This is a genomic window from Bacillus sp. MHSD_36, from assembly GCF_030757775.1.
Taxonomy (GTDB): domain Bacteria; phylum Bacillota; class Bacilli; order Bacillales; family Bacillaceae_G; genus Bacillus_A.
In genome coordinates, this window is sequence record NZ_JAVBIS010000012.1 from 1 (window position 1) to 23881 (window position 23881).

Annotated in this window: 26 protein-coding genes; 12 read left to right on the top strand and 14 right to left on the bottom strand. The window is 36.1% G+C overall.

Annotation, left to right across the window (positions count from 1 at the left end):
• Nucleotides 1-313: 313 nt before the first annotated feature.
• Nucleotides 314-670, top strand: coding sequence for a YgzB family protein (locus Q9B79_RS24985; RefSeq protein WP_000025063.1), 357 nt, complete (start codon nucleotides 314-316; stop codon nucleotides 668-670).
• Nucleotides 671-874: 204 nt separating this feature from the next.
• Here the strand turns inward: Q9B79_RS24985 and perR are convergent, their stop codons facing one another.
• The 6 genes from perR to Q9B79_RS25015 all read right to left on the bottom strand — a co-directional run bounded on the left by perR (nucleotide 875) and on the right by Q9B79_RS25015 (nucleotide 5165).
• On the bottom strand, nucleotides 875-1303 hold the full coding sequence (perR, locus tag Q9B79_RS24990; protein WP_000237828.1) for a peroxide-responsive transcriptional repressor PerR: 429 nt from the start codon (nucleotides 1301-1303) through the stop codon (nucleotides 875-877).
• 297 nt (nucleotides 1304-1600) lie between these two features.
• Nucleotides 1601-2056, bottom strand: coding sequence for a thioredoxin-dependent thiol peroxidase (bcp, locus tag Q9B79_RS24995; protein WP_306188567.1), 456 nt, complete (start codon nucleotides 2054-2056; stop codon nucleotides 1601-1603).
• Nucleotides 2057-2100: 44 nt separating this feature from the next.
• Nucleotides 2101-2505 (bottom strand): potassium channel family protein, encoded by a 405-nt coding sequence (locus Q9B79_RS25000; RefSeq protein WP_000964347.1) that lies wholly within the window; start codon nucleotides 2503-2505, stop codon nucleotides 2101-2103.
• 72 nt (nucleotides 2506-2577) lie between these two features.
• Nucleotides 2578-3363, bottom strand: a complete 786-nt coding sequence (locus Q9B79_RS25005) for an ABC transporter permease (protein WP_016078606.1) — start codon at nucleotides 3361-3363, stop codon at nucleotides 2578-2580.
• Nucleotides 3364-3367: 4 nt separating this feature from the next.
• On the bottom strand, nucleotides 3368-4159 hold the full coding sequence (locus tag Q9B79_RS25010; protein WP_000521523.1) for an ABC transporter permease: 792 nt from the start codon (nucleotides 4157-4159) through the stop codon (nucleotides 3368-3370).
• Complete coding sequence (locus Q9B79_RS25015; protein WP_306188570.1) at nucleotides 4152-5165, bottom strand: ABC transporter ATP-binding protein; 1014 nt, start codon at nucleotides 5163-5165, stop codon at nucleotides 4152-4154. The genes Q9B79_RS25010 and Q9B79_RS25015 overlap by 8 nt, the downstream gene beginning before the upstream one ends.
• A 121-nt stretch (nucleotides 5166-5286) precedes the next feature.
• On the opposite strand from Q9B79_RS25015, the gene hemL reads away from it, so the two are divergent.
• The 3 genes from hemL to Q9B79_RS25030 all read left to right on the top strand — a co-directional run bounded on the left by hemL (nucleotide 5287) and on the right by Q9B79_RS25030 (nucleotide 12573).
• A complete protein-coding gene (gene hemL, locus Q9B79_RS25020) occupies nucleotides 5287-6591 on the top strand; it encodes a glutamate-1-semialdehyde-2,1-aminomutase (protein ID WP_306188572.1) in 1305 nt (434 codons plus the stop codon).
• A gap of 196 nt (nucleotides 6592-6787) precedes the next feature.
• Complete coding sequence (locus Q9B79_RS25025) at nucleotides 6788-11224, top strand: glutamate synthase-related protein (RefSeq protein ID WP_306188574.1); 4437 nt, start codon at nucleotides 6788-6790, stop codon at nucleotides 11222-11224.
• Nucleotides 11225-11484: 260 nt separating this feature from the next.
• Nucleotides 11485-12573: an aromatic acid exporter family protein gene (locus Q9B79_RS25030; RefSeq protein WP_016078602.1), complete on the top strand. Its 1089-nt coding sequence runs from the start codon at nucleotides 11485-11487 to the stop codon at nucleotides 12571-12573.
• 13 nt (nucleotides 12574-12586) lie between these two features.
• On the opposite strand, the gene Q9B79_RS25035 is transcribed toward Q9B79_RS25030, so the two are convergent.
• The 4 genes from Q9B79_RS25035 to Q9B79_RS25050 form a co-directional block, all read right to left on the bottom strand.
• On the bottom strand, nucleotides 12587-14347 hold the full coding sequence (locus Q9B79_RS25035; RefSeq protein ID WP_306188577.1) for an ABC transporter ATP-binding protein: 1761 nt from the start codon (nucleotides 14345-14347) through the stop codon (nucleotides 12587-12589).
• Between the two features lie 54 nt (nucleotides 14348-14401).
• A complete protein-coding gene (gene ntdP, locus Q9B79_RS25040) occupies nucleotides 14402-14932 on the bottom strand; it encodes a nucleoside tri-diphosphate phosphatase (RefSeq protein WP_000506628.1) in 531 nt (176 codons plus the stop codon).
• A 241-nt stretch (nucleotides 14933-15173) separates the two neighbouring features.
• A complete protein-coding gene (locus tag Q9B79_RS25045) occupies nucleotides 15174-15434 on the bottom strand; it encodes a YgaB family protein (RefSeq protein ID WP_000997584.1) in 261 nt (86 codons plus the stop codon).
• A gap of 188 nt (nucleotides 15435-15622) precedes the next feature.
• Nucleotides 15623-15904 carry a gamma-type small acid-soluble spore protein gene (locus Q9B79_RS25050; RefSeq protein WP_000039045.1) on the bottom strand — a complete coding sequence of 94 codons (282 nt, stop codon included), beginning with the start codon at nucleotides 15902-15904 and terminating at the stop codon, nucleotides 15623-15625.
• A 124-nt stretch (nucleotides 15905-16028) separates the two neighbouring features.
• Between Q9B79_RS25050 and Q9B79_RS25055 the strand changes: the two genes are divergently transcribed.
• Nucleotides 16029-16253 carry a hypothetical protein gene (locus tag Q9B79_RS25055; protein ID WP_000275446.1) on the top strand — a complete coding sequence of 75 codons (225 nt, stop codon included), beginning with the start codon at nucleotides 16029-16031 and terminating at the stop codon, nucleotides 16251-16253.
• A gap of 33 nt (nucleotides 16254-16286) precedes the next feature.
• On the opposite strand, the gene mutY is transcribed toward Q9B79_RS25055, so the two are convergent.
• Nucleotides 16287-17384, bottom strand: a complete 1098-nt coding sequence (mutY, locus tag Q9B79_RS25060) for an A/G-specific adenine glycosylase (protein WP_306188581.1) — start codon at nucleotides 17382-17384, stop codon at nucleotides 16287-16289.
• Nucleotides 17385-17533: 149 nt separating this feature from the next.
• On the opposite strand from mutY, the gene Q9B79_RS25065 reads away from it, so the two are divergent.
• On the top strand, nucleotides 17534-18514 hold the full coding sequence (locus Q9B79_RS25065; protein ID WP_000379126.1) for a metal-dependent hydrolase: 981 nt from the start codon (nucleotides 17534-17536) through the stop codon (nucleotides 18512-18514).
• A gap of 24 nt (nucleotides 18515-18538) precedes the next feature.
• Here Q9B79_RS25065 and Q9B79_RS25070 read toward each other — a convergent pair whose 3' ends face one another.
• The gene (locus Q9B79_RS25070) at nucleotides 18539-18805 is read right to left on the bottom strand and encodes a YfhJ family protein (protein WP_000998158.1); all 267 of its coding nucleotides are present in this window, start codon (nucleotides 18803-18805) and stop codon (nucleotides 18539-18541) included.
• A gap of 121 nt (nucleotides 18806-18926) precedes the next feature.
• Here Q9B79_RS25070 and Q9B79_RS25075 point away from each other — a divergent pair, with 121 nt between their 5' ends.
• Together Q9B79_RS25075 and Q9B79_RS25080 are read left to right on the top strand one after the other, a co-directional pair.
• Nucleotides 18927-19085: a small, acid-soluble spore protein K gene (locus Q9B79_RS25075; protein WP_000517891.1), complete on the top strand. Its 159-nt coding sequence runs from the start codon at nucleotides 18927-18929 to the stop codon at nucleotides 19083-19085.
• A 37-nt stretch (nucleotides 19086-19122) separates the two neighbouring features.
• On the top strand, nucleotides 19123-19275 hold the full coding sequence (locus tag Q9B79_RS25080) for a YpzG family protein (protein ID WP_000122093.1): 153 nt from the start codon (nucleotides 19123-19125) through the stop codon (nucleotides 19273-19275).
• A gap of 64 nt (nucleotides 19276-19339) precedes the next feature.
• Here the strand turns inward: Q9B79_RS25080 and Q9B79_RS25085 are convergent, their stop codons facing one another.
• Nucleotides 19340-19657 (bottom strand): YfhH family protein, encoded by a 318-nt coding sequence (locus Q9B79_RS25085; protein WP_001057032.1) that lies wholly within the window; start codon nucleotides 19655-19657, stop codon nucleotides 19340-19342.
• Between the two features lie 10 nt (nucleotides 19658-19667).
• On the bottom strand, nucleotides 19668-20480 hold the full coding sequence (gene recX / locus Q9B79_RS25090; RefSeq protein ID WP_306188587.1) for a recombination regulator RecX: 813 nt from the start codon (nucleotides 20478-20480) through the stop codon (nucleotides 19668-19670).
• A gap of 81 nt (nucleotides 20481-20561) precedes the next feature.
• On the opposite strand from recX, the gene Q9B79_RS25095 reads away from it, so the two are divergent.
• From Q9B79_RS25095 to Q9B79_RS25110, 4 genes are all read left to right on the top strand, one after another.
• The gene (locus tag Q9B79_RS25095; protein WP_306188589.1) at nucleotides 20562-21467 is read left to right on the top strand and encodes a TIGR01777 family oxidoreductase; all 906 of its coding nucleotides are present in this window, start codon (nucleotides 20562-20564) and stop codon (nucleotides 21465-21467) included.
• Nucleotides 21468-21606: 139 nt separating this feature from the next.
• Complete coding sequence (locus Q9B79_RS25100) at nucleotides 21607-22737, top strand: amidohydrolase (protein WP_306188591.1); 1131 nt, start codon at nucleotides 21607-21609, stop codon at nucleotides 22735-22737.
• Nucleotides 22738-22978: 241 nt separating this feature from the next.
• On the top strand, nucleotides 22979-23536 hold the full coding sequence (locus Q9B79_RS25105; protein WP_000914736.1) for a GNAT family N-acetyltransferase: 558 nt from the start codon (nucleotides 22979-22981) through the stop codon (nucleotides 23534-23536).
• Between the two features lie 110 nt (nucleotides 23537-23646).
• The gene (locus tag Q9B79_RS25110) at nucleotides 23647-23766 is read left to right on the top strand and encodes a YfhE family protein (protein ID WP_000358480.1); all 120 of its coding nucleotides are present in this window, start codon (nucleotides 23647-23649) and stop codon (nucleotides 23764-23766) included.
• The last annotated feature ends 115 nt before the right edge of the window (nucleotides 23767-23881 follow it).

Consider the following 23881-nt stretch of genomic DNA (forward strand, 5'->3'; position numbering starts at 1 on the left):
CCGCTCATTTGCGACTTCCTTATGTTAACATCTTCGTTTTTCGATGTCAACTAAGTTTTTTAATTTCTTTTTTGTCGTTTTCTGCGTTTCTGCATCAGCGACGGTTATTAATATATCACGCAGTACATACAGGGTCAATACTTTTCACAAAAAAATTTCACATCCCGTTAAAACTTTAAAAACACGTTTCAAAAATCCGTATAATCTCCCTTTACCCTAATCGACTTTTTATATCTTATCACTTTATCACGTTTCTGAACGAATGAAAATTCTAAATTTTATGTTATTATTATGTTATAGGAGTGTGGTGAGAATGAGCATTAAGTATTCAAACAAAATTAATAAAATCCGGACCTTTGCATTAAGTTTAGTATTTATCGGCCTCTTCATTGCATACTTAGGAGTCTTTTTCCGTGAAAACATTATTATTATGACAACATTTATGATGGTTGGCTTCTTAGCTGTAATTGCTAGTACTGTCGTTTACTTTTGGATCGGTATGTTATCTACTAAAACTGTACAAATTATTTGTCCAAGCTGCGATAAACCTACAAAAATGCTCGGTCGTGTCGACGCATGTATGCATTGCAACCAACCTTTAACAATGGATCGAAATCTAGAAGGAAAAGAGTTTGATGAGAAATATAATAAGAAGAGCTATAAATCATAGGCACATATGAGTACAGTAAAGAAAATGTAATCTTACAAAACTAAACATGAAAAGGTGATTTCTTAACCAAGAAATCACCTTTTGTATTTACTCTTAATTAAATCGGATTCTTTACTGTACTAAATCCTCCTGAACCTAACGAAATCCCTATATATAATAAAGAAAGAGGGAGACGTAAACGTCTCCCTCTTTCTTTATTATATATTACGCCTTATGACACTCTGGACAAACGCCATAAATTTCTAAGCGATGACTATTAATAACGAAGCCTGTCGTTTTCGCAGCTTCCTCTTCAAGCTCTTCCAAGCCTCCATAAGGAAAATCAACAATCTTACCACATTTTTCGCAAATCACATGATAATGTTGACTTGTAACATAATCAAATCTACTTGAAGCGTCTCCATAAGTTAATTCCTTTACAAGCCCAACCTCTTTAAATACACGTAAGTTATTATAAACAGTTGCAACACTCATATTTGGAAACTTGCCTTCTAATGCTTTATAAATGTCATCCGCTGTTGGGTGCGTCATTGATTCCACAAGGTACTCTAAAATAGCATGACGCTGTGGAGTAATGCGTACACCCGTATTTTTCAGCATTTCTAGCGCTTCTTTTAATTCTTCTTTGACCACCGTCATGCACCCCGATTCTATACGGATTATTATTTTATAATTCTTATAAAGAGTGTACTCCTTTTCTTATAAATCGTCAATATTTCTACTATAAGTATGTGGTTTATTTTTGTATATAGCCTTATTCTTATGTATCTTCCCCCATTTTCTATACATGTACATAGAAAAAAGTGCGACATAGTCGCACTTGGAATACTATCATCTGAGGAGGTATGCCCTACACTTCACTTTATGTAAGACGATAAAATATGTATAGACACTCGCCTTACTTCTATATATTTTATCTCCACGATGGATTTATTTTATATAAGAAAGAACATCTTCAATATGTCCCTTCACTTTCACTTTGCGCCATTCTTTTACAAGCTCACCGTCTTTATTAATAAGGAATGTAGAGCGCTCAATTCCCATGTACTCTTTCCCAAAGTTCTTTTTCAATTTCCAAACATCATACAATTCCGCTACCTTATGATCTTCATCTACTAAAAGTACAAATGGAAGTTCATGCTTCTCAATAAATTTCAGATGTCTGTTCGCTGAATCAGGACTTACACCAAAAATAACTGTATCTTTCTCTTGAAATAATCCATATGCATCTCGAAAATCACATGCTTCAGTTGTACACCCTGGAGTCATATCTTTCGGATAAAAATATAGAACTACGTTTTTACCACGAAAATCAGCTAAGCGAACTTGTTCCCCGTTACTTCCCTCTAATGTAAATTCTGGAGCCATTTCTCCTACTGTAATCATTGTTATCACTCCTATTCTTTTCTTTTACTATATCAAATGCTATCTTATTTTTCATTGTCTATTACAGACCTCATTACAAAAGCAAACGGTAATGTATATCCAATTAGCGCTTCTGCAATCGCAATCCATCTCCCTATTCCAATCGGAGCTATATCACCGTATCCAACGGACAACAAAGTAACTGCGCTAAAATATAAGCAAATTTCTACCAGTTGAAAAGATTGAGCATGCAAGCTTTCTCCATCTTCTTTCAAAACTGCAAAGCCCATTTCTTCTAATACAACATAACTTAACCCAAACGCAATTAATACCGTTGTATAAATTAGAAACAAGGAGGCTAAATTATACAGCGAAAAGAAACGTCTAGAATCTGAATATGAACTCCATAACAATTGGACACTTCTCAAAATAGCAATTGCTGCAATTAATAGAATAAATCCCCATAACATGTCCTCCACCTCATTTTATATGTATGAGACGACCATTGAATTTATCCCTTAGAAACAAACAAGCCCCTATAATTAATTACCAGCACCACGGTACCTTTTTACCCCTTGATTCCAAAGAGTGATTGCAATCGTAAAACAGATAACACCAACAAATGGTGTTGCAAATGCATAGCTATTCCACTCTGTCTTTCTTAAGAAGTATGCTGCCGGATACACTCCAACAAACGCAAATGGTAGGACAAACGTTAAAATGAAGCGAATCACTCGGTTATAAATATTAACAGGATAGCGACCATAGTTACCTATGTTATACATTAGCGGCATAATTGAACTTTTCGCATCCGACCAAAAACCAAGGCTCGCAAGCGTAACAAATATCCCTCCATATACAAGTGCGCCCCCTCCTACCATTAGTAAGAATAAGAAGAAATCGTACCAGTAAAAAGATAATTGTAACTCCACTGCTGCGTAGCCCATTACAACCATCCCTGTAATCGCTCCAATTAAAGATTCAAGCTCCATTCTTTCTAATATAATTTGAAATAAACTATGAATCGGTCTCGTTAATATACGATCCATTTCTCCTTTAATAATGTAACGATCATTAAAATCCCATATGTTAAAGAAAGCTGAGAAAATGGCAAATGGCACTAAAAAGAAACCATAAATAAAGATTACTTCTTCTCTACTCCATCCTTTTAATGCTTGTGTATGCCCAAACACAACGAGAATAAAAATTAAATTAACAGCCTGTAGTGATAAATCAGAAAGTAATCCAACGATAAAATCGCCCCGATACTCCAATTTTGTTTTTATATATTGGCTTGCATATTGCAAAAATAGTTTTATATATATCATCTCATCATCCCCCTTGTACAATTAGACGTTTTCTCGCCGTTCTCCACATGAGTACAATTGGAATAATAAGTACAATTGCCCAAATTACTTGGAATAATAATGCCTCATACAATTTACTTCCTTGTATACCTTCTGAAAAAATCATACTCGGAATATAACTAATGGCCTGAAACGGTAAAAATACCATTGCCTTTTGGGCCCATAACGGATAAAAACTAATTGGTAACAATAGACCTGAAAATAAATCAATAACAACACGTTTCGCATACATAATTCCACTATTATTAAATAAGAAGAATGTAAGCATTCCCGTCATTAAATTAATTTGTGTATTAATAATAAAACTAAATATTAAAGACAAGAAGAAATATAACCACGTTTGAAAATTCGTTGTAATTTGCAATGAAAATAATAAGGTAACGATAACCATACCCGGAATTGAAAAGAAGGCAAAGCGAAATATTCCTTCACCAAGACCTTGCATCACTTTCATTCCTAAATAGTTATATGGACGAATAAGTTCTACCGCTACACGTCCTTCTTGAATCTCCATCGCAATTTCCCTGTCTATATTATTAAAATAAAAGGCACGTGCCATCCATGCAATTGCGATATACGTAGTCATTTGCGAAATAGATAAACTTTCAATATTCTCTTTTCCGCTATAAATTGCTTGCCATAAAAAATAATACGCGCCGATATTAATTGTATAAATTAAAATCCCGCTATAATAGTTTGTACGATACGCAAGCATCATTAAAAAGCGAATTCGTATCATTTCAATGTACTTACCCATGTTTAATACCTTCTTCATAAATGTTACGAATAATTTCCTCTGTAGACACTTCGTTAATTTTTAAATCTTTAATTTGAAAGGCTTGTACTACTTTAGAAATAAGCATTGAAATAATAACTTCTTCATTCGGGATTTTGGCAATCCACGCGTTTTCCTCTTTCGCTTTCGACCAAACGACATGACTATCTGGCATAACCATTGATAAATCCTGATAGGAAACTGGTGCAACAAACTGAAAATGTATTTCTTTCTCTGCTCCCCACTGCGTACGAAGATTATTTAAAGAACCGTCATACATAATATTTCCTTCATCCAGCATGATAACACGCTCACATAAAGCTTCAATATCAGTAATATCATGAGTTGTTAATAAAATTGTTGTTTTATAACGTTCATTCATTTCTTTTAAAAATTCACGTATTTTCAATTTAACAAGTACATCTAGCCCAATTGTTGGTTCATCTAAAAATAATAACGGCGGATTGTGAATTAATGCTGCCGCTAATTCACAACGCATTCTTTGACCTAAGGATAACTTTCGAACTGGCTTATCCAATAAAGGACCAATATCTAACGTTTCAATCACGTGCTCCATATGTTCTTTATACTGAGCGTCTGATACACCGTACACTTTTTTTAATAAACGAAACGATTCTTGTACAGCAATGTCCCACCAAAGTTGCGAGCGTTGACCGAAAACAACACCAATAGTTCTTACAAATTCTTCTCTCTGCTTATGCGGGTTCATCCCATTTACTAAAATGTTTCCCGATGTCGGAGTCAAAATCCCCGTAAGCATTTTAATTGTCGTTGATTTACCAGCACCGTTCTCACCGATATATCCAACCATTTCACCTTGTTTCACAGTAAAAGATACATCATTTACTGCTGGTACTATTTTATAATTACGATTTAATAAATCGCGAAATGCACCCTTTAAACCTGGACGACTTGAATAGGCTGTAAATTCTTTACGTAACCCTTGCACCTCAATTACCGATTTCATAACCGGACCCCCTTCCTAAATGTCACAACGAATAGTTTACCCAACTGCCTTCTCTATCACAAACAATACGTCTTTTCGAAAAACATGTTAGAATAATACATAGATTTTTGTAAGGAGATGAATGGTAGTGAAATTCACAAAATCAGAAGCATTACATAAAGAAGCTTTAGAACATATCGTTGGCGGCGTTAATAGTCCTTCTCGTTCTTTTAAAGCAGTTGGCGGCGGCGCTCCTGTTGCTATGGAACGTGGAAAAGGCGCTTATTTCTGGGATGTAGACGGAAATAAATATATCGATTATTTAGCAGCATACGGTCCTATTATTACTGGACATGCTCACCCGCACATTACAAAAGCAATTACAACAGCTGCTGAAAATGGTGTACTTTACGGAACACCAACAGCACTAGAAGTAAAATTTGCAAAAATGTTAAAAGAAGCAATACCTGCATTAGATAAAGTCCGTTTCGTAAACTCTGGTACTGAAGCAGTAATGACAACAATTCGTGTCGCTCGTGCTTACACAGGCCGCACAAAAATTATGAAATTCGCTGGTTGTTACCACGGTCATTCTGATTTAGTACTTGTAGCAGCCGGATCTGGTCCTTCTACACTAGGAACTCCTGACTCAGCCGGTGTACCACAAAGTATCGCTCAAGAAGTTATTACCGTTCCATTTAATAATGTAGAAACTTTAAAAGAAGCATTAGATAAATGGGGACATGAAGTAGCAGCTATTCTTGTAGAACCGATTGTTGGAAACTTCGGTATAGTAGAACCGAAACCTGGCTTCCTTGAGAAAGTGAATGAACTTGTTCACGAAGCTGGTGCACTAGTAATTTATGATGAAGTTATTACTGCTTTCCGCTTTATGTACGGTGGTGCTCAAGACTTACTTGGCGTAACACCAGACTTAACAGCTCTTGGTAAAGTTATTGGCGGCGGACTTCCAATCGGCGCTTACGGTGGTAAGAAAGAAATTATGGAACAGGTTGCCCCACTCGGACCTGCATATCAAGCTGGTACAATGGCAGGAAACCCTGCTTCTATGGCATCTGGTATTGCTTGTCTAGAAGTTCTTCAACAAGAAGGGCTTTATGAGAAATTAGATGAACTTGGTGCAATGCTTGAAAAAGGAATTTTAGAGCAAGCTGCCAAACATAATATCGATATTACATTAAACCGTCTAAAAGGTGCTTTAACTGTATACTTCACAACAAATACAATTGAAGATTACGATGCAGCACAAGATACAGACGGTGAAATGTTCGGTAAATTCTTCAAGCTTATGCTTCAAGAAGGAGTTAACTTAGCACCTTCTAAATACGAGGCATGGTTCTTAACGACAGAACATACAAAAGAAGATATTGAATATACAATTGAAGCTGTAGGCAGAGCATTTGCGGCTTTGGCAGACAATAAATAATCCCATCATTAAAAGGAAAAAAGAAAGCACACCTTTCTTTTTTCCTTTTTTCTATTTCATAAATCCCTTATTAATAGTATAATTATTCATAATTATCTGTTTAATTTTCTTATATACCCTTGCTATCTTTGTATACAAGCTGCTTACGCCTTAAATAGTAAGATTATTCAAATTTCAATAAGAGGGGGATTGACGGATGCTCAATAAAACAAATACATGGACACCGTCTTTATTTCGAGATTATAAAAATGCAGAACATGATGCGTGTGGAATCGTTTCCGTTATGGAGAAACGAAAAATTCCTACAAAAGAAAACATTGATCTTTGCATACAATCGCTCGTTAAAATGAATCATAGAGCTGGTTTCATTAATGGTGAAGGCGATGGAATCGGTATTCACATTGATGTACCAAAAGCACTTTGGAGCGAAAAACTAAAAAGTAGCGGATATAATCCAACGATCGTGGATCATCCCCACTTTATCGTTGGACATTTTTTTCTAAATAAAAACGCAAATGTAGTTAATTTAAAAAATCATATTCGTACACAACTAAACAACGAAAACTTTGCAATTCTTTTTGAAAGTGACGATGTAATAAACTCCGATGCACTCGGTCCACTTGGTAAACAAGAAGAACCTTTATTTTGGCAAGTTGCTCTTATCGCTGAAAATGAAGTTAAAAATATTGAGCAAACATTATTTTCAGTAACGATAAAAATAGAGAAAAACGAAGCGATTCATGTTGCTTCCTTAAGTCGTGATCATGTTGTATATAAAGTTCTCGGTGCTGGTGATACGCTTGTGGCCTATTACAATGATTTACAACACCCGCTGATCGCTTCCACTATGACACTGGGACATAATCGCTATTCTACAAATACATTATCTAATTTTTTTCGTGTACAACCATTTAGCATTCTCGGACATAATGGTGAAATTAACACGATTGCCAAGTTACGCGATCAAGCTGACATGATTCATGTTCCACTTACTGCTGGGGGCAGCGACTCCCAAGATTTAAACCGCACCTTAGAAACTCTACTTGTTCAATACGACTACAGTTTATTTGAAGCAATGGATATACTATTCCCACCCATTATTAATGAAATTAAACTTTATGAACCACATTTACAAGATTTATATACGTATATACGTGAAGCATGGGGCCATTTTGCACAAGGTCCAGCTGGTATTATTTCACGCTATAAAGATGAAGCTGTTTTCAGCGTCGATTCCCTTGGACTACGACCAGTTTGGAAAGTAGAGACAGAGAGTTCTTATATTTTCTCTTCTGAACCTGGAGTTGTATCTCCAACTGAATATGTAGCTGAACCGAAACCACTCGCTCCTGGAGAAAAAGTCGGTCTAAAGTGGAATGAACAAGATGAGCTTGTTCTTTATGAATATGACAAATACCAAGATCAAGTATACGACCGTTTTAAAAAGCGAGTTAATACTAAAGATTATCATTTAAACTTATCTACCCCTGAAACGAAAGAAATCCAAGGATTATGTGATTCTATGCAAGTTGAAACGAAGCAATACGTTGCTTTCGGATGGGATCGTGAACATATTCAGCTTCTTGAACAGATGGCAACAAAAGGCGTTGAGCCAATTCGCTCACTTGGTCATGACTCACCACTCGCTGCACTCGATACTGATAGACGAAATATCGCTGACTTCATTAAGGAGAGTGTAGCTGTTGTTACAAATCCAGCAATCGATCGTGATCGAGAAGTTGAACACTTCTCCACACGAACGATACTTGGCGAACGTCCAAGTTTATTTGCTGGTGCTAAACAGCCATTTGTAGTTGAGATGCTTTCCCCAATTATTTTAGAAGGAAGCGTAGCACAATCTATTGCAGAGGAATTACACACAATTACGTACGAGCAACTTATACAGCTATTCAATACTCATAGCTCTATCGCTACAATCTCTACTACATTCAGTCAGGCAGAAACTTTACAATGTGCCTTAAATCGAATTAGTTCTGAAGCAATAACAGCTGTGAACGATGGAGCTTCCCTATTATTAATAGACGATGCTGATGCTCATCTAAATGGACAATTATGGATTGATCCGCATTTAGTTACCGCTAAAGTACATCAAATATTAAGTGAAAATAAATTACGCCGAAACTGCTCTCTCGTTATACGTTCTGGTGCCCTTCGCTCCTTACACGATATCGTCACACTGTATGGATTAGGAGCAGATAGTATTAATCCATATTTATTATTTGCAACCGTAAATGATGGGACGAAAACACCTATTACGAATTTATATCATGCACTTAATAAAGGGCTAGAGAAAGTCATTTCAACAATCGGAATTCATGAATTACGCGGTTACGGTCGCCTCTATTCTTCTATCGGATTACATGAAGAAATCGCAAACATATTACAAATTACGAATTTCTTCGGTTCAAATAATTTAGCTTTCTCGCTTGAGTCACTTGCTGAAGATGCACAAATGCGAGCAGATGATTATAACAATCCTAAAGTTAGAATGCGAAAATCTTTTCATATATTCCCGCGAATTTGGAAAGCAATCGGTGATGTCGCAAAAGGAAACTCTTATGATGATTACCGTGAAAAATTAAGTGAATTAGAAGAAAACAATCCAATCGCGATTAGACATCTTATTCAAACGAAAGAAACAAAACATGTCGTTCCGGCTGAAGAAGTGTCCATCAGTATTCAAAATCATGATTTACCATTTATTATTAGCTCCATGTCATTCGGTTCTCAAAATGAAATTGCCTTTCGTGCATATGCAGAAGCGGCCGATCAGCTAAATATGATTAGCTTGAACGGTGAAGGCGGCGAAATTAAAGACATGATTGGAAAATATCCACATACACGTGGACAACAAGTTGCATCTGGGCGATTTGGTGTAAACGCCGAACTACTAAATTCATCAAACCTAATTGAAATAAAAATCGGGCAAGGTGCAAAGCCTGGTGAAGGTGGGCATTTACCAGGGTCAAAAGTAACAGCCAAAATCGCTGAAGCACGTAACGCTACAATTGGCTCAGATTTAATTTCACCTTCTAACAACCATGATATTTATTCCATTGAAGATTTAGCTCAAATGATTACAGAAATTAAAACGGCCAATCAACTTGCGAAAGTAGCTGTAAAAGTTCCTGTCGTCCCTAACATTGGAACAATTGCTGTTGGTATCGCAAAAGCTGGTGCTGATTTTATTAACATTAGCGGATTTGATGGTGGTACAGGTGCCGCACGTATTCACGCATTGCAACATGTAGGGCTTCCTGTAGAAATTGGTGTGAAAGCCGCTCACAATGCTTTATTAGAAGCAAATATGAGACATAAAGTAGAAATTTGGGCTGACGGTGGTATTCGAAGTGTGAATGATGCCTTAAAAATCATGCTTCTTGGGGCAAACCGCATTGGATTTGGTACATTATCCATGATTGCAATTGGCTGTACAACTTGCCGTGGATGTCATCTAGATACTTGTCACGTTGGAATCGCAACACAAATTGAATCTGAAGCTCAGGCGAAAGAACACGGATTACGCCGCTTCGTCCCACGTGAATTAGAAAGCGCCGTCGCTGGATTATTACATTTATTCACTACTTTTGGCGTAGAACTAAAACGATTAACAGGAAATCTTGGTTATACAAATTTACAAGAAATTGTTGGGCGTTCCGATTTATTAGAACAAGTTCGAGGCGAAAATTTATTAGACTTATGTAATTTACTACAAACGATAGAACATCCATCTGTCACAAAAACAGAAGACGTACCAGAAAAACAATTTGAAACAGTTCATTCCCCTCATTCGAAAGAATTAGTAGGAGTTGGCGTAGAACAACGCGTTATGGGCGGTCTAGAATCTTGCTATCGCGTTCGTAGTAAATTATATGAAGACACGAAGCTTGAACCACTTACATTAAAGTATACGAATGGCTCTATTCCTGGAAATGGATTAGGTGCTTACAATAGTGAGAACTTATTTATACACGTAAATGGCGGTGCACAAGATGGCATTGGTAAAACCTCCTTTGGTGGTGGTATTTATATAACGAAAGCAAAAGGAAAAGACGGCATATATTATAACGGTTCTGTCGGAAAAGGTTTTGGATACGGTGCACAAAAAGGAGCGCTATACGTTCAAGGTAACGCCGATGCTCGCGCTGGCATTCGCCTCTCTGGAGCAGACATGATAATTGGAGGGCGCATGACAAAGCCACTCCGTGAAAAAGAGCAAGGAAATATAGGAGCATACTCTAATATTAAAGGTTTCGCTTTTGAATATATGACAAATGGGCGCGCGCTTGTTTTAGGGGATCCTGGTCCATGGATTTGTGCTGGTATGACTGGCGGTGTTGTTTATTTACGTCATGATTCAAGCTTAGGTTTAACAGAACAGGCCTTAAAAAGAAGAATCGCAAAAGGGGCAAATGTTACATTGCAACCAATTAGTAAAAATGGTGTGCAAGATGTGACTGAATTATTGCTAGATTATATTCGTGTATTAAATGAACATGAGCAATACGAGGAAGTCGCTTTATTAACACCGTTACTCGATGATATGCAACAACAATTTTTTGAAATTATCCCGAAAAAAGAACAGGCTGATCCATCTATCTCAACTGAGTGATACGCCTAACTTTCATTTTCAAGAATAAAATTGACGAAGTACACTTCTCATAGTAATCTATAGTAACAATTTGAAACCTGCTGAAATTCAGCAGGTTTTTTTACTAAAAATTGATGTTTAAAAAGAATTAGGAAAAATTATAAAATGAATCTCAATTTCTTATTAACGTCACTAAAATATCACTTGCTAACATATTGTAATGAATGTATAGTATCATGTTGTACATTCATTATGACAAGAGAAAGGATCTTATTAAGGGTATGAAACTTGGTGCTCGCATTTTAAAAACGGGTATTGCCATCACATTAGCTTTATTTGCTTGTATTTTACTTCAATTACCGAGTCCGGTATTTGCAGGAATCTCAGCTATATTCGCTGTTCAACCGTCTGTATACCGTTCGTATTTAACTGCACTTGAACAAATTCAAGCAAACGTCATTGGTGCGGTATTCGCTATCGCATTCGCTACTGCTTTTGGACATAATCCTTTTATTATTGGATTAACATGTATATTAGTAATTGCACTTACACTGCAATTACGATTAGAAAACACAATATCAATTGCTTTAGTAACAGTTATCGCCATTATGGAGTATCAAGGCGAAGATTTCTTTAGTTTTGCCTTACTTCGCTTTGCAACAATTATGATTGGAATTATCGCGGCTTCACTTGTAAATTTAGTTTTTATGCCGCCAAAATACGAAACAAAGCTATATCATCGTATCGTTGATAATACAGAAGAAATTGTAAAATGGATTCGAATGAATAGCAGGCAAGCTTCTGATTTTACAACACTAAAAACTGATATTGATCGTATGAAAGAAAAAATGATCAAACTAAACCACTACTATTTGCTGTATAAAGAAGAAAGAAGCTACACGAAAAAAGTACAGTTCGCAAAAATTCGTAAGCTTGTTTTATTCAGACAAATGTTAGCGACGACAAGCCGCGCTTTAAGTACGTTAAAATCATTACATCGTACTGAAAATGAACTGCGCTATATGCCAGAAGAATTTCAAGAATCTATCCAGAATGAACTTGATTCATTAACGCATTATCATGAACAAGTTTTATTAAAATTTATTGGTAAAGCAAAAAAACAACAATCCGTTGAAATGCTTGATGAAGTCGAAACAGGTAAACAAGAATTAATTGATATCTTTATGGATTATCAAAACAAAGATGATGAGGAAGCGTATAAAACATGGCTACACCTCTTCCCTCTTATTTCTGCCATTATTAACTATAGTGAAGAAGTAGAGCATTTAGATTTACTTGTGGATAGCTTCTACACATACCATAAACCAGAAGCAGAACTCAAAATCGACGATAAAAAAGAAGACGAATAAAAAACAGCTCCTTTTACGCTAAAGGAGCTGTTTCTGTTATATTTTGAAGTTGATATAAATTGTAATAAAACCCTCTTTTTTTCATTAATTCTTCATGAGAACCTGTTTCTTTAATTTCACCATCTTCAATATAAATAATCGTATCCACATGTGTAATTGTCGCTAATCGATGCGCGATTATAATTGTCGTCCGATCAGCAGCTAACGTCTGAAGTGCCTCTTGAATATATCGTTCATTTTCTAAATCTAAAGCGGAAGTCGCCTCATCTAATATAAGTAACGAGGGATTCTTTAGAAACACTCGTGCAATCGCTACACGTTGCCTTTGTCCACCAGATAGCTTTACACCCCGTTCCCCAACGACAGTATCATAACCATCAGGTAACTCTATAATAAAATCATGAATTTGCGCAGCTTTGGCAGCTGCAATTACTTCTTCCTCTGTAGCCTTCGGATTTCCGTATAAAATATTTGCCCCGATTGTATCGCTAAATAACAAATTATCTTGCAGTACAATTCCAATATGACTACGTAAATTTCTCATATCATACTTTCTGACATCTATCCCATCTACATAAACTGCACCTGAAGAAACATCATAGAAACGAGGGATTAAACTAGCAAGAGATGACTTCCCTCCCCCACTCGCTCCTACAAGCGCAACCTTCTCTCCAGGCGACATTGTTAATGAAAGGTTATGTAATATCTCTTTTTCATCCGAATTGTAACGAAAAGATACATTATCAAATATCACTTCACCATTTAATTTCTTCGCTTGTACCGCACTTGGGACATTCACAATATCATATTTTTCATCTAACAGTTCAAACACTCTATCCATCGATGCGAAAGACTGCGTTAATGTTGTAGAAGAATTAACAAGGCGGCGGAGTGGACTATATAAACTATCCATATACCCAACAAAAGCAACCATAGTCCCTAATGTTAATTGCCCCTGAATCACTTCATATGCTGCAAAACCAATTACAAGTAATGGTCCTAAATCTGTTAACGTATTTACCGCTGAAAATGTTCTCGCAGTCCAACTCGTATGCGTTAACGCTTTCGTCAAAAATTCATTATTTCTTTTTTCAAACTGCTTTCCCTCATACTCTTCTAATGCAAAGCTACGTGTCACTTGCATCCCTTGAATACGTTCATGTAAATATCCTTGCATCGTTGCTAACGCTTGTGAACGTTCTTTCGTCAATTTTCGAAGACGTCCGAAAAAATATTTCACTGCTACCACATAAATAGGTAAAATTAATAGCGCAACAAATGTTAATTTTATATTCATAGAAAACATAACAATAATAGCGATAGCAATCGTTGCCGTATCTAACCAAACATTCATCAAACCAGTAATTACAAAGTCCTTCGTTTGTTCTACATCATGAATGACACGTGAAATAATCTCGCCTGTTTTTGTATTCGAATAATAGCGTAAACTCAACTTTTGTAAATGACCAAAAATATGCTTTCGCAAATCATATAGGATTGTATTTGCGATACGCTGCGCGAAATATTGACGATAATATTCAATTGGCGGTCTTAACACTGCAAAAATAAAAAAAGCAATCCCAATCGCTGTTACTAGTTGGGACGTTTTATCTTGAAGTGAACCCCCGCCCTGAATTACATCATCAATAATGTATTTTAATAACCACGGCATAATAAGCGGGATGCCGAATTTAACTAGACCAATCATAATCGTAATAGCAATAAGCCATCGATATGGTTTAACAAATTGCAAATATCTTTTTATACCTTGCACCTAATCCCCCCTCTAATAGGACAAACCTGCCGGGAAATCCCCTGCAGGTTTGTTTTAATTTCTGTACATTAAATATCTCTCATACCACATATCTACAAAGTCCGGCGCGAATGGCCCTTTTCTTTGATGAATCCATTGTGTTAATTGTGCTACATTTCGTTTTAAAATCGTATCAATCACAGGTGGATATTGCATAATTTGACTATGTTTTTCATACTCATCTTCATCTAAAAGCGTATATGTCATATCTGGATACACTTTAATATCTAAATCATAATCAATATACTTTAACGCTTCAGAATCATATGCAAAAGGTGAGCTTAAATTACAATAATAATATACTCCCTCTTCCCTTAACATTCCAATCACATTAAACCAATAGTTTGCATGAAAATAACAAATTGCTGGTTCACGCGTAATCCATGTGCGACCATCTGATTCTGTCACTACTGTACGATCATTCGCTCCGATTACAAGGCTTTGTGTCCCTTTTAAGATTGTTGTCTCTTCCCACATTCTATGAATGGAGCCATTATGTTTATAACTATGTATTTGTACTTTTTCTCCTTCTTTGGGAAATCCCATATATGCTCCCTTCTTTCAACTGCAAATGCCCTTTGAACTGCATTCACTTTTTTTCTATTATAACTTTTTTGTCGAAATTTTAAAACTAAAGCGACAAGACTCCATTTCTCACACTGAATACAATATCTTTAATCTTCTTAGGAGACGAGATTTTATTTACAAACGAGGAAATGAGAATAAAAAAAGTCCTTCCTTATTTCCATGTAAAGAAGGACCTTTCACTTGAAGGTAACGGCATGCCTTATCCTAAATTTGAAATCATTTTTTCAGTTTCAAAAGATTGAATTACACTATTTGTTTGCTCTTCAAATTTCTCATGTAATAACTTGAGTGCTACTTCTGTTCTATATATTTCTTGGCGTATAAAATGTAATTCCTTTTTATCACACGTATCCTTTTCGCTCATTTCAATTTGCTGATACTTCTCTAGATGAGCTTGTAACTTCAACAACTCATCCATCGTTTCCAATTGCTCTCCCACCAACTTATCAAAGTCGTTCATTACTTACCCCCTTTTAGATTTATTGATCAGTTATTATTCCTCATTACATATTTCTAATCTTTAACTTCCTTCTCCTTTGACTACATTTGTTGACTTATTAGAAGTTATGTCGTTCGCTTTATTTTCATTACCATGACCAAAGCACAAAGAAAACACTTCTCCCGAATTAGAGAAGTGTTTTTCTTTCATTACTGATTTGAACTAGAAGATTGTGATTGTTTTGCAGCTGATTGTGCATTTTGTTTTTTCACAGCATGCACGTCTGTTTCAGTTGCAAATTCAGTACCATAACTAGCGTTTGCACTTTGTGCACCAGAAGCTTGTGCTTTCTTTGCTTCTGATTGTGCATTTGCTTGTTTTACTGCTTGCACATCTGTTTCAGTTGAAAACTCTGTACCATAACTAGCATTTGTACTTTGAATGCTAGCGCCAGAAGTTGCCTTGTTATAACCTTGTTGTTTTTTACTCATCTTTCTCACCTCCACAACCAATAATGTAACCAATTCACTTAGAAGCTATCCGTGATTTTCTTTTTTTAATCTCCGTATATATCTCTTATCACTCATTCAAACTATAGGAAATGGAGGTGGAAATATGTATATAGGACGCGATATGACTGAACTGACGATGGTCTCAAAAAATGAGTGGAAAGAAGATGAATTAGCTTATTTTCATCATTCATTACAACAGATTCTTCCGTACTTAAATGCAGAAGGTCAAAGTATTTATAAAGAAATTGTAAAAGAAATTGAAACAAGAGGCGGCTTACAAGAAGGTGAGGCTAGTTGGACTCATGGGACAAAAATTTCTTACGATTAAAAAAGTGTTCCCAATCTAGGGAACACTTTTTATTTATTGTATTGTAATCTTCTCAACACAACTTTCATAAATCTTACGATGTGATTTCGAGAAAGGCAACTGTTCAAAAGCTTCTTTCGATACAAATTTCAATGTATCTGTTTCAACAATATGACCAGTTACTTTTCCGTAAAATACAAATATATCCCAAGTGCGATGGGTAAACGTATGTTGCACATTCATTGCGTATTCTTCAATAGAAATTGAAAGCTCAAATTTTTCTTTCATATAATCTATAAGCTGTTCCTTCTGATTACGAATCCCTTCGCCAAGTTCAACATTCGGAAACTCCCACATATTAGCTAATAAACCGGTACTTGGACGTTTATTAATGACGTAACGACCATCTTCCGTTTGAAGCACTCCTGCAACAATCGGTACCATCGTAGGGGCCTTTGCTTTACTTTTGACTGGTAATTCCTTTTGAACACCTTCAGCATATCCCCTGCAATGCTCACGTACAGGACAAAGTAAGCATGCTGGATTTTTAGGAATACAAATTAGTGCTCCTAATTCCATCAAACCTTGGTTAAAATAAGATGGATTTTCAGCCGAAATAATTTCACGCACGATTTCTTCAAACACTTTTCTAGTTTTCGGTTTTGCAATGTCATCCCATACGGATAAAATACGGGATAATACACGCATAACATTTCCGTCAACTGCTGGCTCTGGTATACCATATGCGATACTTAAAATAGCACCTTTTGTATATGGTCCGACTCCCTTTAACTTTTCAATTTTCTTTACATCACTCGGTACAATTCCGCCGTATACTTCTTTTACTTCCTTTACGGCCGCATGTAAGTTTCGTGCTCTAGAATAATACCCTAAACCTTCCCATGCTTTTAACACTTCTTCATCATCAGCATTTGCCAAAGCTTCTAGAGTAGGAAACTTCCCCATAAAATTCGCGTAATATGGTTTTACAGCTTCCACTCTAGTTTGCTGCAACATAATTTCCGAAACCCAAACACGGTATGGATCTTTATTTTTACGCCACGGTAAGTCGCGTTGCTCTTTTTCAAACCAACCAATTAAATCATTTTGAAACTGCTCTATGTTAAAATTATTTAATATTTCAAGTGTCAAACTTGATCCCCCTCATTTTTTTGCATATAAGTACTATTATAAAGATTTTAGGAAAAAATTTAAGTAAGATGACATAGGAAATAGAAGGCAAAGGACTTGAGGTATCGAATAAAAAGAGTTACATTAATAAAAAACGGAGGTGGATTTCTATGGACACAGCCACTCACCTTGTTATGGGCGTTACTCTAGGCAGCTTGGCCACGTTAGATCCAGCCATAGCACAAAGTGATATTGGGCCACAAGCAGTTATGCTCGCTACAATTGCTGGTTCCAATATTCCTGATATCGATACAGTTTTAAAATTGCGTAATAACGCTAAATATATAAGAAATCATCGTGGGATTACTCATTCCATTCCTGCAGTGATTCTTTGGTCATTCCTTATAAGTGGCATCTCTTTCGCCTTCTTTTCAGACGCTCCATATTTGCATCTACTACTTTGGTCATTTATTGCCGTCTTTCTTCATGTCTTTGTAGATATTTTCAATGCCTACGGTACACAGGCATTACGACCCTTCACAAAAAAATGGGTAGCGCTAGGTATCATTAATACATTCGATACCGTCATTTTCTTCATCCATATACTCGCAATTGCTTGTATGCTCGTAGGTTCCCATAAAGGGTATACTGCCTTAGCAGCGTATATATTGATGATTGTTTACTATATCGGACGGATTATGATGCATAGAAATATAAGAAGCGTTGTACAAAAACGTTTCAAACATGTTGAGAAGATAATTATTTCTCCTTCTTATCGATTTTATCATTATCATTTAGCAATCGTTACAACCAATTATTACTACGTTGCTAGATGGCATCGCGGTAACATCATGATATATGATAAATTCGACCGGGTACCGTTCCCAGACAATACTATTATGCGCGCTGCTAAACAAGATGAAAACATCTCAGCATTTTTATCTTTCTCCCCTGTGTATCGCTGGGACATTTTCGATTATGATCATTATTACGAAGTTCGATTCATTGATTTGCGTTATCGTAGTAAAGATTATTATCCATTCGTTGCGATCGTTCAACTCGATCATAATTTAAATATTATTAGTTCCTATACAGGATGGATCTTTAGTGAAGAAAAACTTCGAAAAAAACTGGAGTTACTTCCACATTAAAAAAAGCGACTTAAGTCGCTTTTTTTAATGTTTCAAATGATCTTCTTGATTGATTAAATGGCTATATTTCGGATTATTTGTACGCATTTCATGAAGGCGTACTCCATGATTATTAATCCATGATCGCACCACTTGTTCAGTCATTTCTTCTCCTTGATAACGACCTGATTTCGCATAAGTTGTTTGAAAATCTTCCCACAGTAATTCGACCCACGCACGAGCTTGCGCGTAAGAAAGTTTGTCATTTTTGTCTAATAGTTCTTTCGTTAATGCTTCATAAATATCATTCATGTTCTAATCTCCTTTACCTAATTATCCCTTCATTTCTAAAGGATAGTTTCTTCTATTTTGCACATTCTATAATTGATACTTCTTCAAGAGGTATCAACTGATGATGAGGAGGGCGTTCGCAATGGGTAAACAAGCCGAGTTTTGGTCTGAGTCAAAAAACAACAGCAAAATCGACGGTCAACCGAAAGCGAAATCACGCTTTGCTTCGAAACGACCTAACGGCACAATTAACACGCACCCACAAGAACGTATGCGTGCTGCAAATCAGCAGGAAGAGTAGTACAAAGTAAATCAACTTCCTACACGAGGTGATAAAGATGAGCTACCGTGATCGCTTAGATAGTCGTTCTGAATTATTTAACCATACGTGGACTCGTCCGAAACATGCAAAAGCGCAAGTTAACGGACAGACGCAACAAACCCAGTCTCTCATTATACTGGCGAATGAATGTAAAAAACGCCAATTTTAGAATCTCCTATCTCCTGTAACGCCTACCAAAGATGAAAACCAGAGAGATAATCGCTCTCTGGTTTTTATTTTTCTTGTAATAAAGAAATCGGTATTCCAATCTCTTCATTATCATTTTGCTTATGTCCCCAAGCAAATACCCCATTGAAATACGTAATTTCAAATAATATACCAGGTTCTTCTACTAATTCATACGTCTCACCGATATGGAATTTGTTTATGTCAGTCATATAAGCGCGGGCCATTGCTATCTTTCGCATTAATACATCGAACTCATTTACAATTCCAAGTTGCTCAGCTTTTATCGCTTGCTCTTTCAAAAGCCCAATTTCTTCCCTTAGCTCATATGGTGTCATTTCACTGTAGCGCTTTGGCATATTCATCTTATTCTCCTCATCCCTCTTCGCGTTTCATTTGCAAAAATACCTCTATTTCATCGATAGAGAATCCTTTTCGATATAACGCTTGTTTCATCTTATTTTCGAATGTCCATCCATCATGCTTCTTATATTTCTCATAATATTTATTCCCATGATAGTGTAACGCTTCTTGTTGCTTTTCGTCATCTTTTTCGTCTTTCAATTCTTCCAAACAAATTTGAATCACATCTCTAGAATATCCTTTACGAACAAGCATTTCATCTAACTTTAGCTTCATTTGTAAAAAGGAATGCTTTTGATAAGATTTTTTCTTCTTTTCTATAAGAATTAAAGCATTCTCAATTTGCTTTTCCTTCGGATATTCTTGTAAACTATGCGTAATAATTAAATCCTGAACACCTTTATTTAACAACTCTCTTTTAATAACAGTGGGACCTTTTCGATTCACATTGCTTTGCGTTCTCGTATATAAAATAGCATACTCTTTATCATTAATATATCGATCATGTAATAACTTCGAAACGACTTCAGAGATGATGGCCTGTCCCACTTCTTTTTTTCGTAAAAAATCTTCTATTTCTTGTTTCGTTCTCATTTGATAGGATAAATAGGAGATTGCTTGTAAATATGCTTTTTGTACCTCTTCATTGTACAAAATATTTCCTAACGCTATTTCATCAATTTCTAAGCCCTTTTGTAATCCGTGTTTTATTAAAATTACTTCATTCACACTAAATCCGTACTCTTCACCTTGACCTTTATCAATATAAATATTAAATCGTTCTTTCGATCGTTTTTGTACTTCTATTTTTGTAATGACAGCCATACTCTCACCTCTCTATTATTTTAACATAGCCGAGGAACATTTTTTCTTTTCAAGAATATATATAATGAGGAGGAAATACTTGTGAAAATCGCAATTTCTGGTGGTACCGGCTTTATCGGTAAATACCTTTCTACTTTTTTCATTCAAAAAGGACATACGGTTTACATTCTCACTCGAAACAAAACTACTGAAACTTCCCACCCTAATCTTCACTACGTACAATGGACACCGAATTTACAAACCTTCCCCCTCTCTTCTATCGATGTAGTTATTAATCTAGCAGGAGAATCTATTAATAGTAGATGGACAAAGAAACAAAAGAAAGCCATTTTAAACAGTAGGATTCAAACGACAAAAGGGCTCATTAAACACTTGCAGACACTCAACATAAAACCGCACACATTTATTAACGCAAGCGCTATTGGATACTATGGAACGTCTGAAACCGAGTCTTTTACAGAACAGCATGAGACTCCTGGAGATGACTTTTTAGCAAATACAGTATGTTCATGGGAACAAGAAGCATCTAAAGCTCGTTCTCTCGGAATGCGAACAGTATACGCAAGATTCGGAGTCGTATTAAGTGCAGATGGAGGAGCTCTTCCCAAAATGCTACTCCCCTATCAATTCTATATCGGAGGTACAATTGGATCTGGAAACCAATGGTTATCATGGATTCATATAGATGATGTCGTTCGCCTGATTGATTTCATCATACAAAAAGAAGAAATTGATGGACCTCTTAATCTCACAGCTCCCTTACCTATAAGAATGAAGGAATTTGGAGAAACCATTGCGGCTATAATGAAAAAACCTCATTGGTTACCTGTCCCTTCCTTTATACTTCACGCTTTACTTGGTGAGATGAGCATACTTGTACTAGAAGGACAACATGTATTACCTAGTAAAGCAATTGAGCATGGGTATCAATACACATTTCCGGCAATAGACCATGCATTACAAAATATACTTTCGCATACAATGTAGTACTTCTAAAACACAGTTTTACAGGGGCCCTTTCAAAACTTTTATTTTGTAGAATCCGGAGCATTATTGTACAAATAATCTTTCCGTTACTTTCCCTTAAATTCCATTAATATTTTAAAGTAACAGAAATGAGGTACCTATGAAAATATTGCTTAAACAAGCCATTGTCTATCCTATTACATCCCAAAAATTTCAAGGGGATGTACTCGTTATAGGAGAACGAATTGCCAAGGTCAAGCCTATCATTCAACCTACTCAAGATATGACAGTTATAGACGCGCGTGCTCTTCATCTTTTACCCGGATTTATTGATGTCCATACTCATCTTGGTCTCTATGATGAAGGCACTGGTTGGGCTGGCAATGATGCAAATGAAACATCTGAAGTTTCAACACCACATATCCGTTCTTTGGACGGAATCCACCCTTTTGATATTGCATTTCAAGATGCTGTACAAAATGGCATCACAACTGTTCACGTTATGCCAGGAAGTCAAAACATTATCGGTGGTACGACTTGTGTAATAAAAACAGCTGGAACTTGTATTGATCATATGATTATTCAAGAACCTGCAGGCTTAAAGATTGCCTTTGGAGAAAATCCTAAAAAGGTCCATAGTAATGGAACAAAAGAATCCATAACACGTATGGGAATTATGGGATTACTTCGGGAATCATTCTATGAAGCACAGCACTACGGGCATGAAGCTGATTTTCGAATGCTTCCTATCTTAAAAGCATTACGTCGCGAAATACCCGTACGTATCCACGCTCACCGAGCAGATGATATTAGTTCTGCTCTACGTTTTGCAACAGAATTTAATCTCGATTTACGTATTGAACATTGTACAGAAGGACACTTTATTGTTGAAGAACTTTCGAAACACAATTTGAAGGTTTCAGTTGGCCCCACGCTTACACGCCGTTCTAAAATTGAACTCAAAAACAAAACATGGGATACTTACCATATATTATCCAAAAATGGAGTGGAAGTTTCCATCACAACGGATCACCCTTATACACCCATTCAATATTTAAATGTTTGTGCTGCTGTCGCAGTAAGGGAAGGATTAGACGAACAAACTGCACTAGAAGGAATCACTATTTTTCCAGCACGAAATTTACGTTTAGAGGATAGAATTGGAAGCATTGAGGTTGGAAAAGACGCTGATCTCGTGTTATGGACCCATCATCCTTTCCATTATTTAGCCAAGCCTGTACTAACCATGATTGATGGAAAAATAATTTACAAAAAAAATAAAAAAAACTAGTTTATTTTTTTGACTAGATAAAGTATTATACGATTATAAACTGAATGAAACCATAATCAATTTGTGTCGTGATTATCATTTTCAAATTGATGAATGGGGAAGGCAAATGGTGCGCCACCAGCGTTAGAAACTGGTTCTAGTGGGTTCGATTCCCACCCCGAAATTTTTTAAAGATTGATATAAAAATTTCGAGGGTGGGGTGTTTTTTCGTCATGCTACCCTCGTGTGAGGAGGAGTTAGTATGTTAAAAAAACGCGACTTACACGACAGCCACGTTCTATACGAGTTAATGGTGGATCCAGCTGTCTTCCCTTTTGTGCGTCAAAAGGCTTATTCTTATGAGGAATATTTATTTTTAACGAAACAAACGATTGAAGCTGAAGAGCGTGGGGAATTAATTTCACGCACAATTTTAGATGAATGGGGTAACCCTATCGGAACAATTACTTTATTTGATGTGCAAGAAAAAGCCGGATTCCTTGGAACATGGCTTGGCAAACCATATCATGGAAAAGGCTATAATAAATTGGCAAAAGATTCATTTTTTAGTGAACTTTTTTACGAATTAGATATTGAAACAATCTTTATGCGTATTCGCAAAATAAATATTCGTTCTATTAAAGCTGCAGAAAAATTACAATACGTAAATCTAGCAAACGAAACAAGAAAAGCCGTTTATGATGAAATTAACGCGAATGAAGAAGTATATAACTTATATGAAATTCCAAAAGATCAATATACACTTGCTACAATGCGAGATACAACGTTCCAAGATGCTCATCACTTAAAAGAGGCATAATCTAAATTTTTAGAAAAGATAATTAACCATTAACATTTTGACATATACGTATATCACCCGGTGTCTTTGGAAACGATAGATAGTGACTTTAGGACACGAGGTGATTTGTAATGGATAAAAAGAAACGTGACAAAGCAAAAAATGCATTATCTAGTACACAAGAAGTTCTCTACCAACGAGAGTTTCGTAAAGCAGATCGCGCAGCGGGTTATCGCTCGAAAAGTATTTAAAGTGAGAATGAATAATTAGAAGTTCTCCCCCCTAATTATTCATTCTCATTACATATTTTTTCTACGTGATAGAGTAGAAAAAAGGTTCCTTATTTATAAGGAACCTTTTTTCTGT

Excerpts from the sequence above, each read along its gene's own strand:
- Q9B79_RS25085 (WP_001057032.1), bottom strand. The coding sequence starts at position 19,657 with ATGAATATGCCAAAGCGCTACAGTGAAATGACACCATATGAGCTAAGG.
- Q9B79_RS25055 (WP_000275446.1), top strand. The coding sequence starts at position 16,029 with ATGTATATAGGACGCGATATGACTGAACTGACGATGGTCTCAAAAAAT.
- Q9B79_RS25050 (WP_000039045.1), bottom strand. The coding sequence starts at position 15,904 with ATGAGTAAAAAACAACAAGGTTATAACAAGGCAACTTCTGGCGCTAGC.
- Q9B79_RS25080 (WP_000122093.1), top strand. The coding sequence starts at position 19,123 with ATGAGCTACCGTGATCGCTTAGATAGTCGTTCTGAATTATTTAACCAT.
- Q9B79_RS25065 (WP_000379126.1), top strand. The coding sequence starts at position 17,534 with ATGGACACAGCCACTCACCTTGTTATGGGCGTTACTCTAGGCAGCTTG.
- Q9B79_RS25110 (WP_000358480.1), top strand. The coding sequence starts at position 23,647 with ATGGATAAAAAGAAACGTGACAAAGCAAAAAATGCATTATCTAGTACA.
- Q9B79_RS25070 (WP_000998158.1), bottom strand. The coding sequence starts at position 18,805 with ATGAATGATATTTATGAAGCATTAACGAAAGAACTATTAGACAAAAAT.
- Q9B79_RS25045 (WP_000997584.1), bottom strand. The coding sequence starts at position 15,434 with ATGAACGACTTTGATAAGTTGGTGGGAGAGCAATTGGAAACGATGGAT.
- ntdP (WP_000506628.1), bottom strand. The coding sequence starts at position 14,932 with ATGGGATTTCCCAAAGAAGGAGAAAAAGTACAAATACATAGTTATAAA.
- Q9B79_RS25025 (WP_306188574.1), top strand. The coding sequence starts at position 6,788 with ATGCTCAATAAAACAAATACATGGACACCGTCTTTATTTCGAGATTAT.
- bcp (WP_306188567.1), bottom strand. The coding sequence starts at position 2,056 with ATGATTACAGTAGGAGAAATGGCTCCAGAATTTACATTAGAGGGAAGT.
- Q9B79_RS25100 (WP_306188591.1), top strand. The coding sequence starts at position 21,607 with ATGAAAATATTGCTTAAACAAGCCATTGTCTATCCTATTACATCCCAA.
- Q9B79_RS25105 (WP_000914736.1), top strand. The coding sequence starts at position 22,979 with ATGTTAAAAAAACGCGACTTACACGACAGCCACGTTCTATACGAGTTA.
- Q9B79_RS25030 (WP_016078602.1), top strand. The coding sequence starts at position 11,485 with ATGAAACTTGGTGCTCGCATTTTAAAAACGGGTATTGCCATCACATTA.
- recX (WP_306188587.1), bottom strand. The coding sequence starts at position 20,480 with ATGGCTGTCATTACAAAAATAGAAGTACAAAAACGATCGAAAGAACGA.
- Q9B79_RS24985 (WP_000025063.1), top strand. The coding sequence starts at position 314 with ATGAGCATTAAGTATTCAAACAAAATTAATAAAATCCGGACCTTTGCA.
- Q9B79_RS25010 (WP_000521523.1), bottom strand. The coding sequence starts at position 4,159 with ATGGGTAAGTACATTGAAATGATACGAATTCGCTTTTTAATGATGCTT.
- Q9B79_RS25000 (WP_000964347.1), bottom strand. The coding sequence starts at position 2,505 with ATGTTATGGGGATTTATTCTATTAATTGCAGCAATTGCTATTTTGAGA.
- Q9B79_RS25015 (WP_306188570.1), bottom strand. The coding sequence starts at position 5,165 with ATGAAATCGGTAATTGAGGTGCAAGGGTTACGTAAAGAATTTACAGCC.
- hemL (WP_306188572.1), top strand. The coding sequence starts at position 5,287 with ATGGTAGTGAAATTCACAAAATCAGAAGCATTACATAAAGAAGCTTTA.
- Q9B79_RS25005 (WP_016078606.1), bottom strand. The coding sequence starts at position 3,363 with ATGATATATATAAAACTATTTTTGCAATATGCAAGCCAATATATAAAA.
- Q9B79_RS25075 (WP_000517891.1), top strand. The coding sequence starts at position 18,927 with ATGGGTAAACAAGCCGAGTTTTGGTCTGAGTCAAAAAACAACAGCAAA.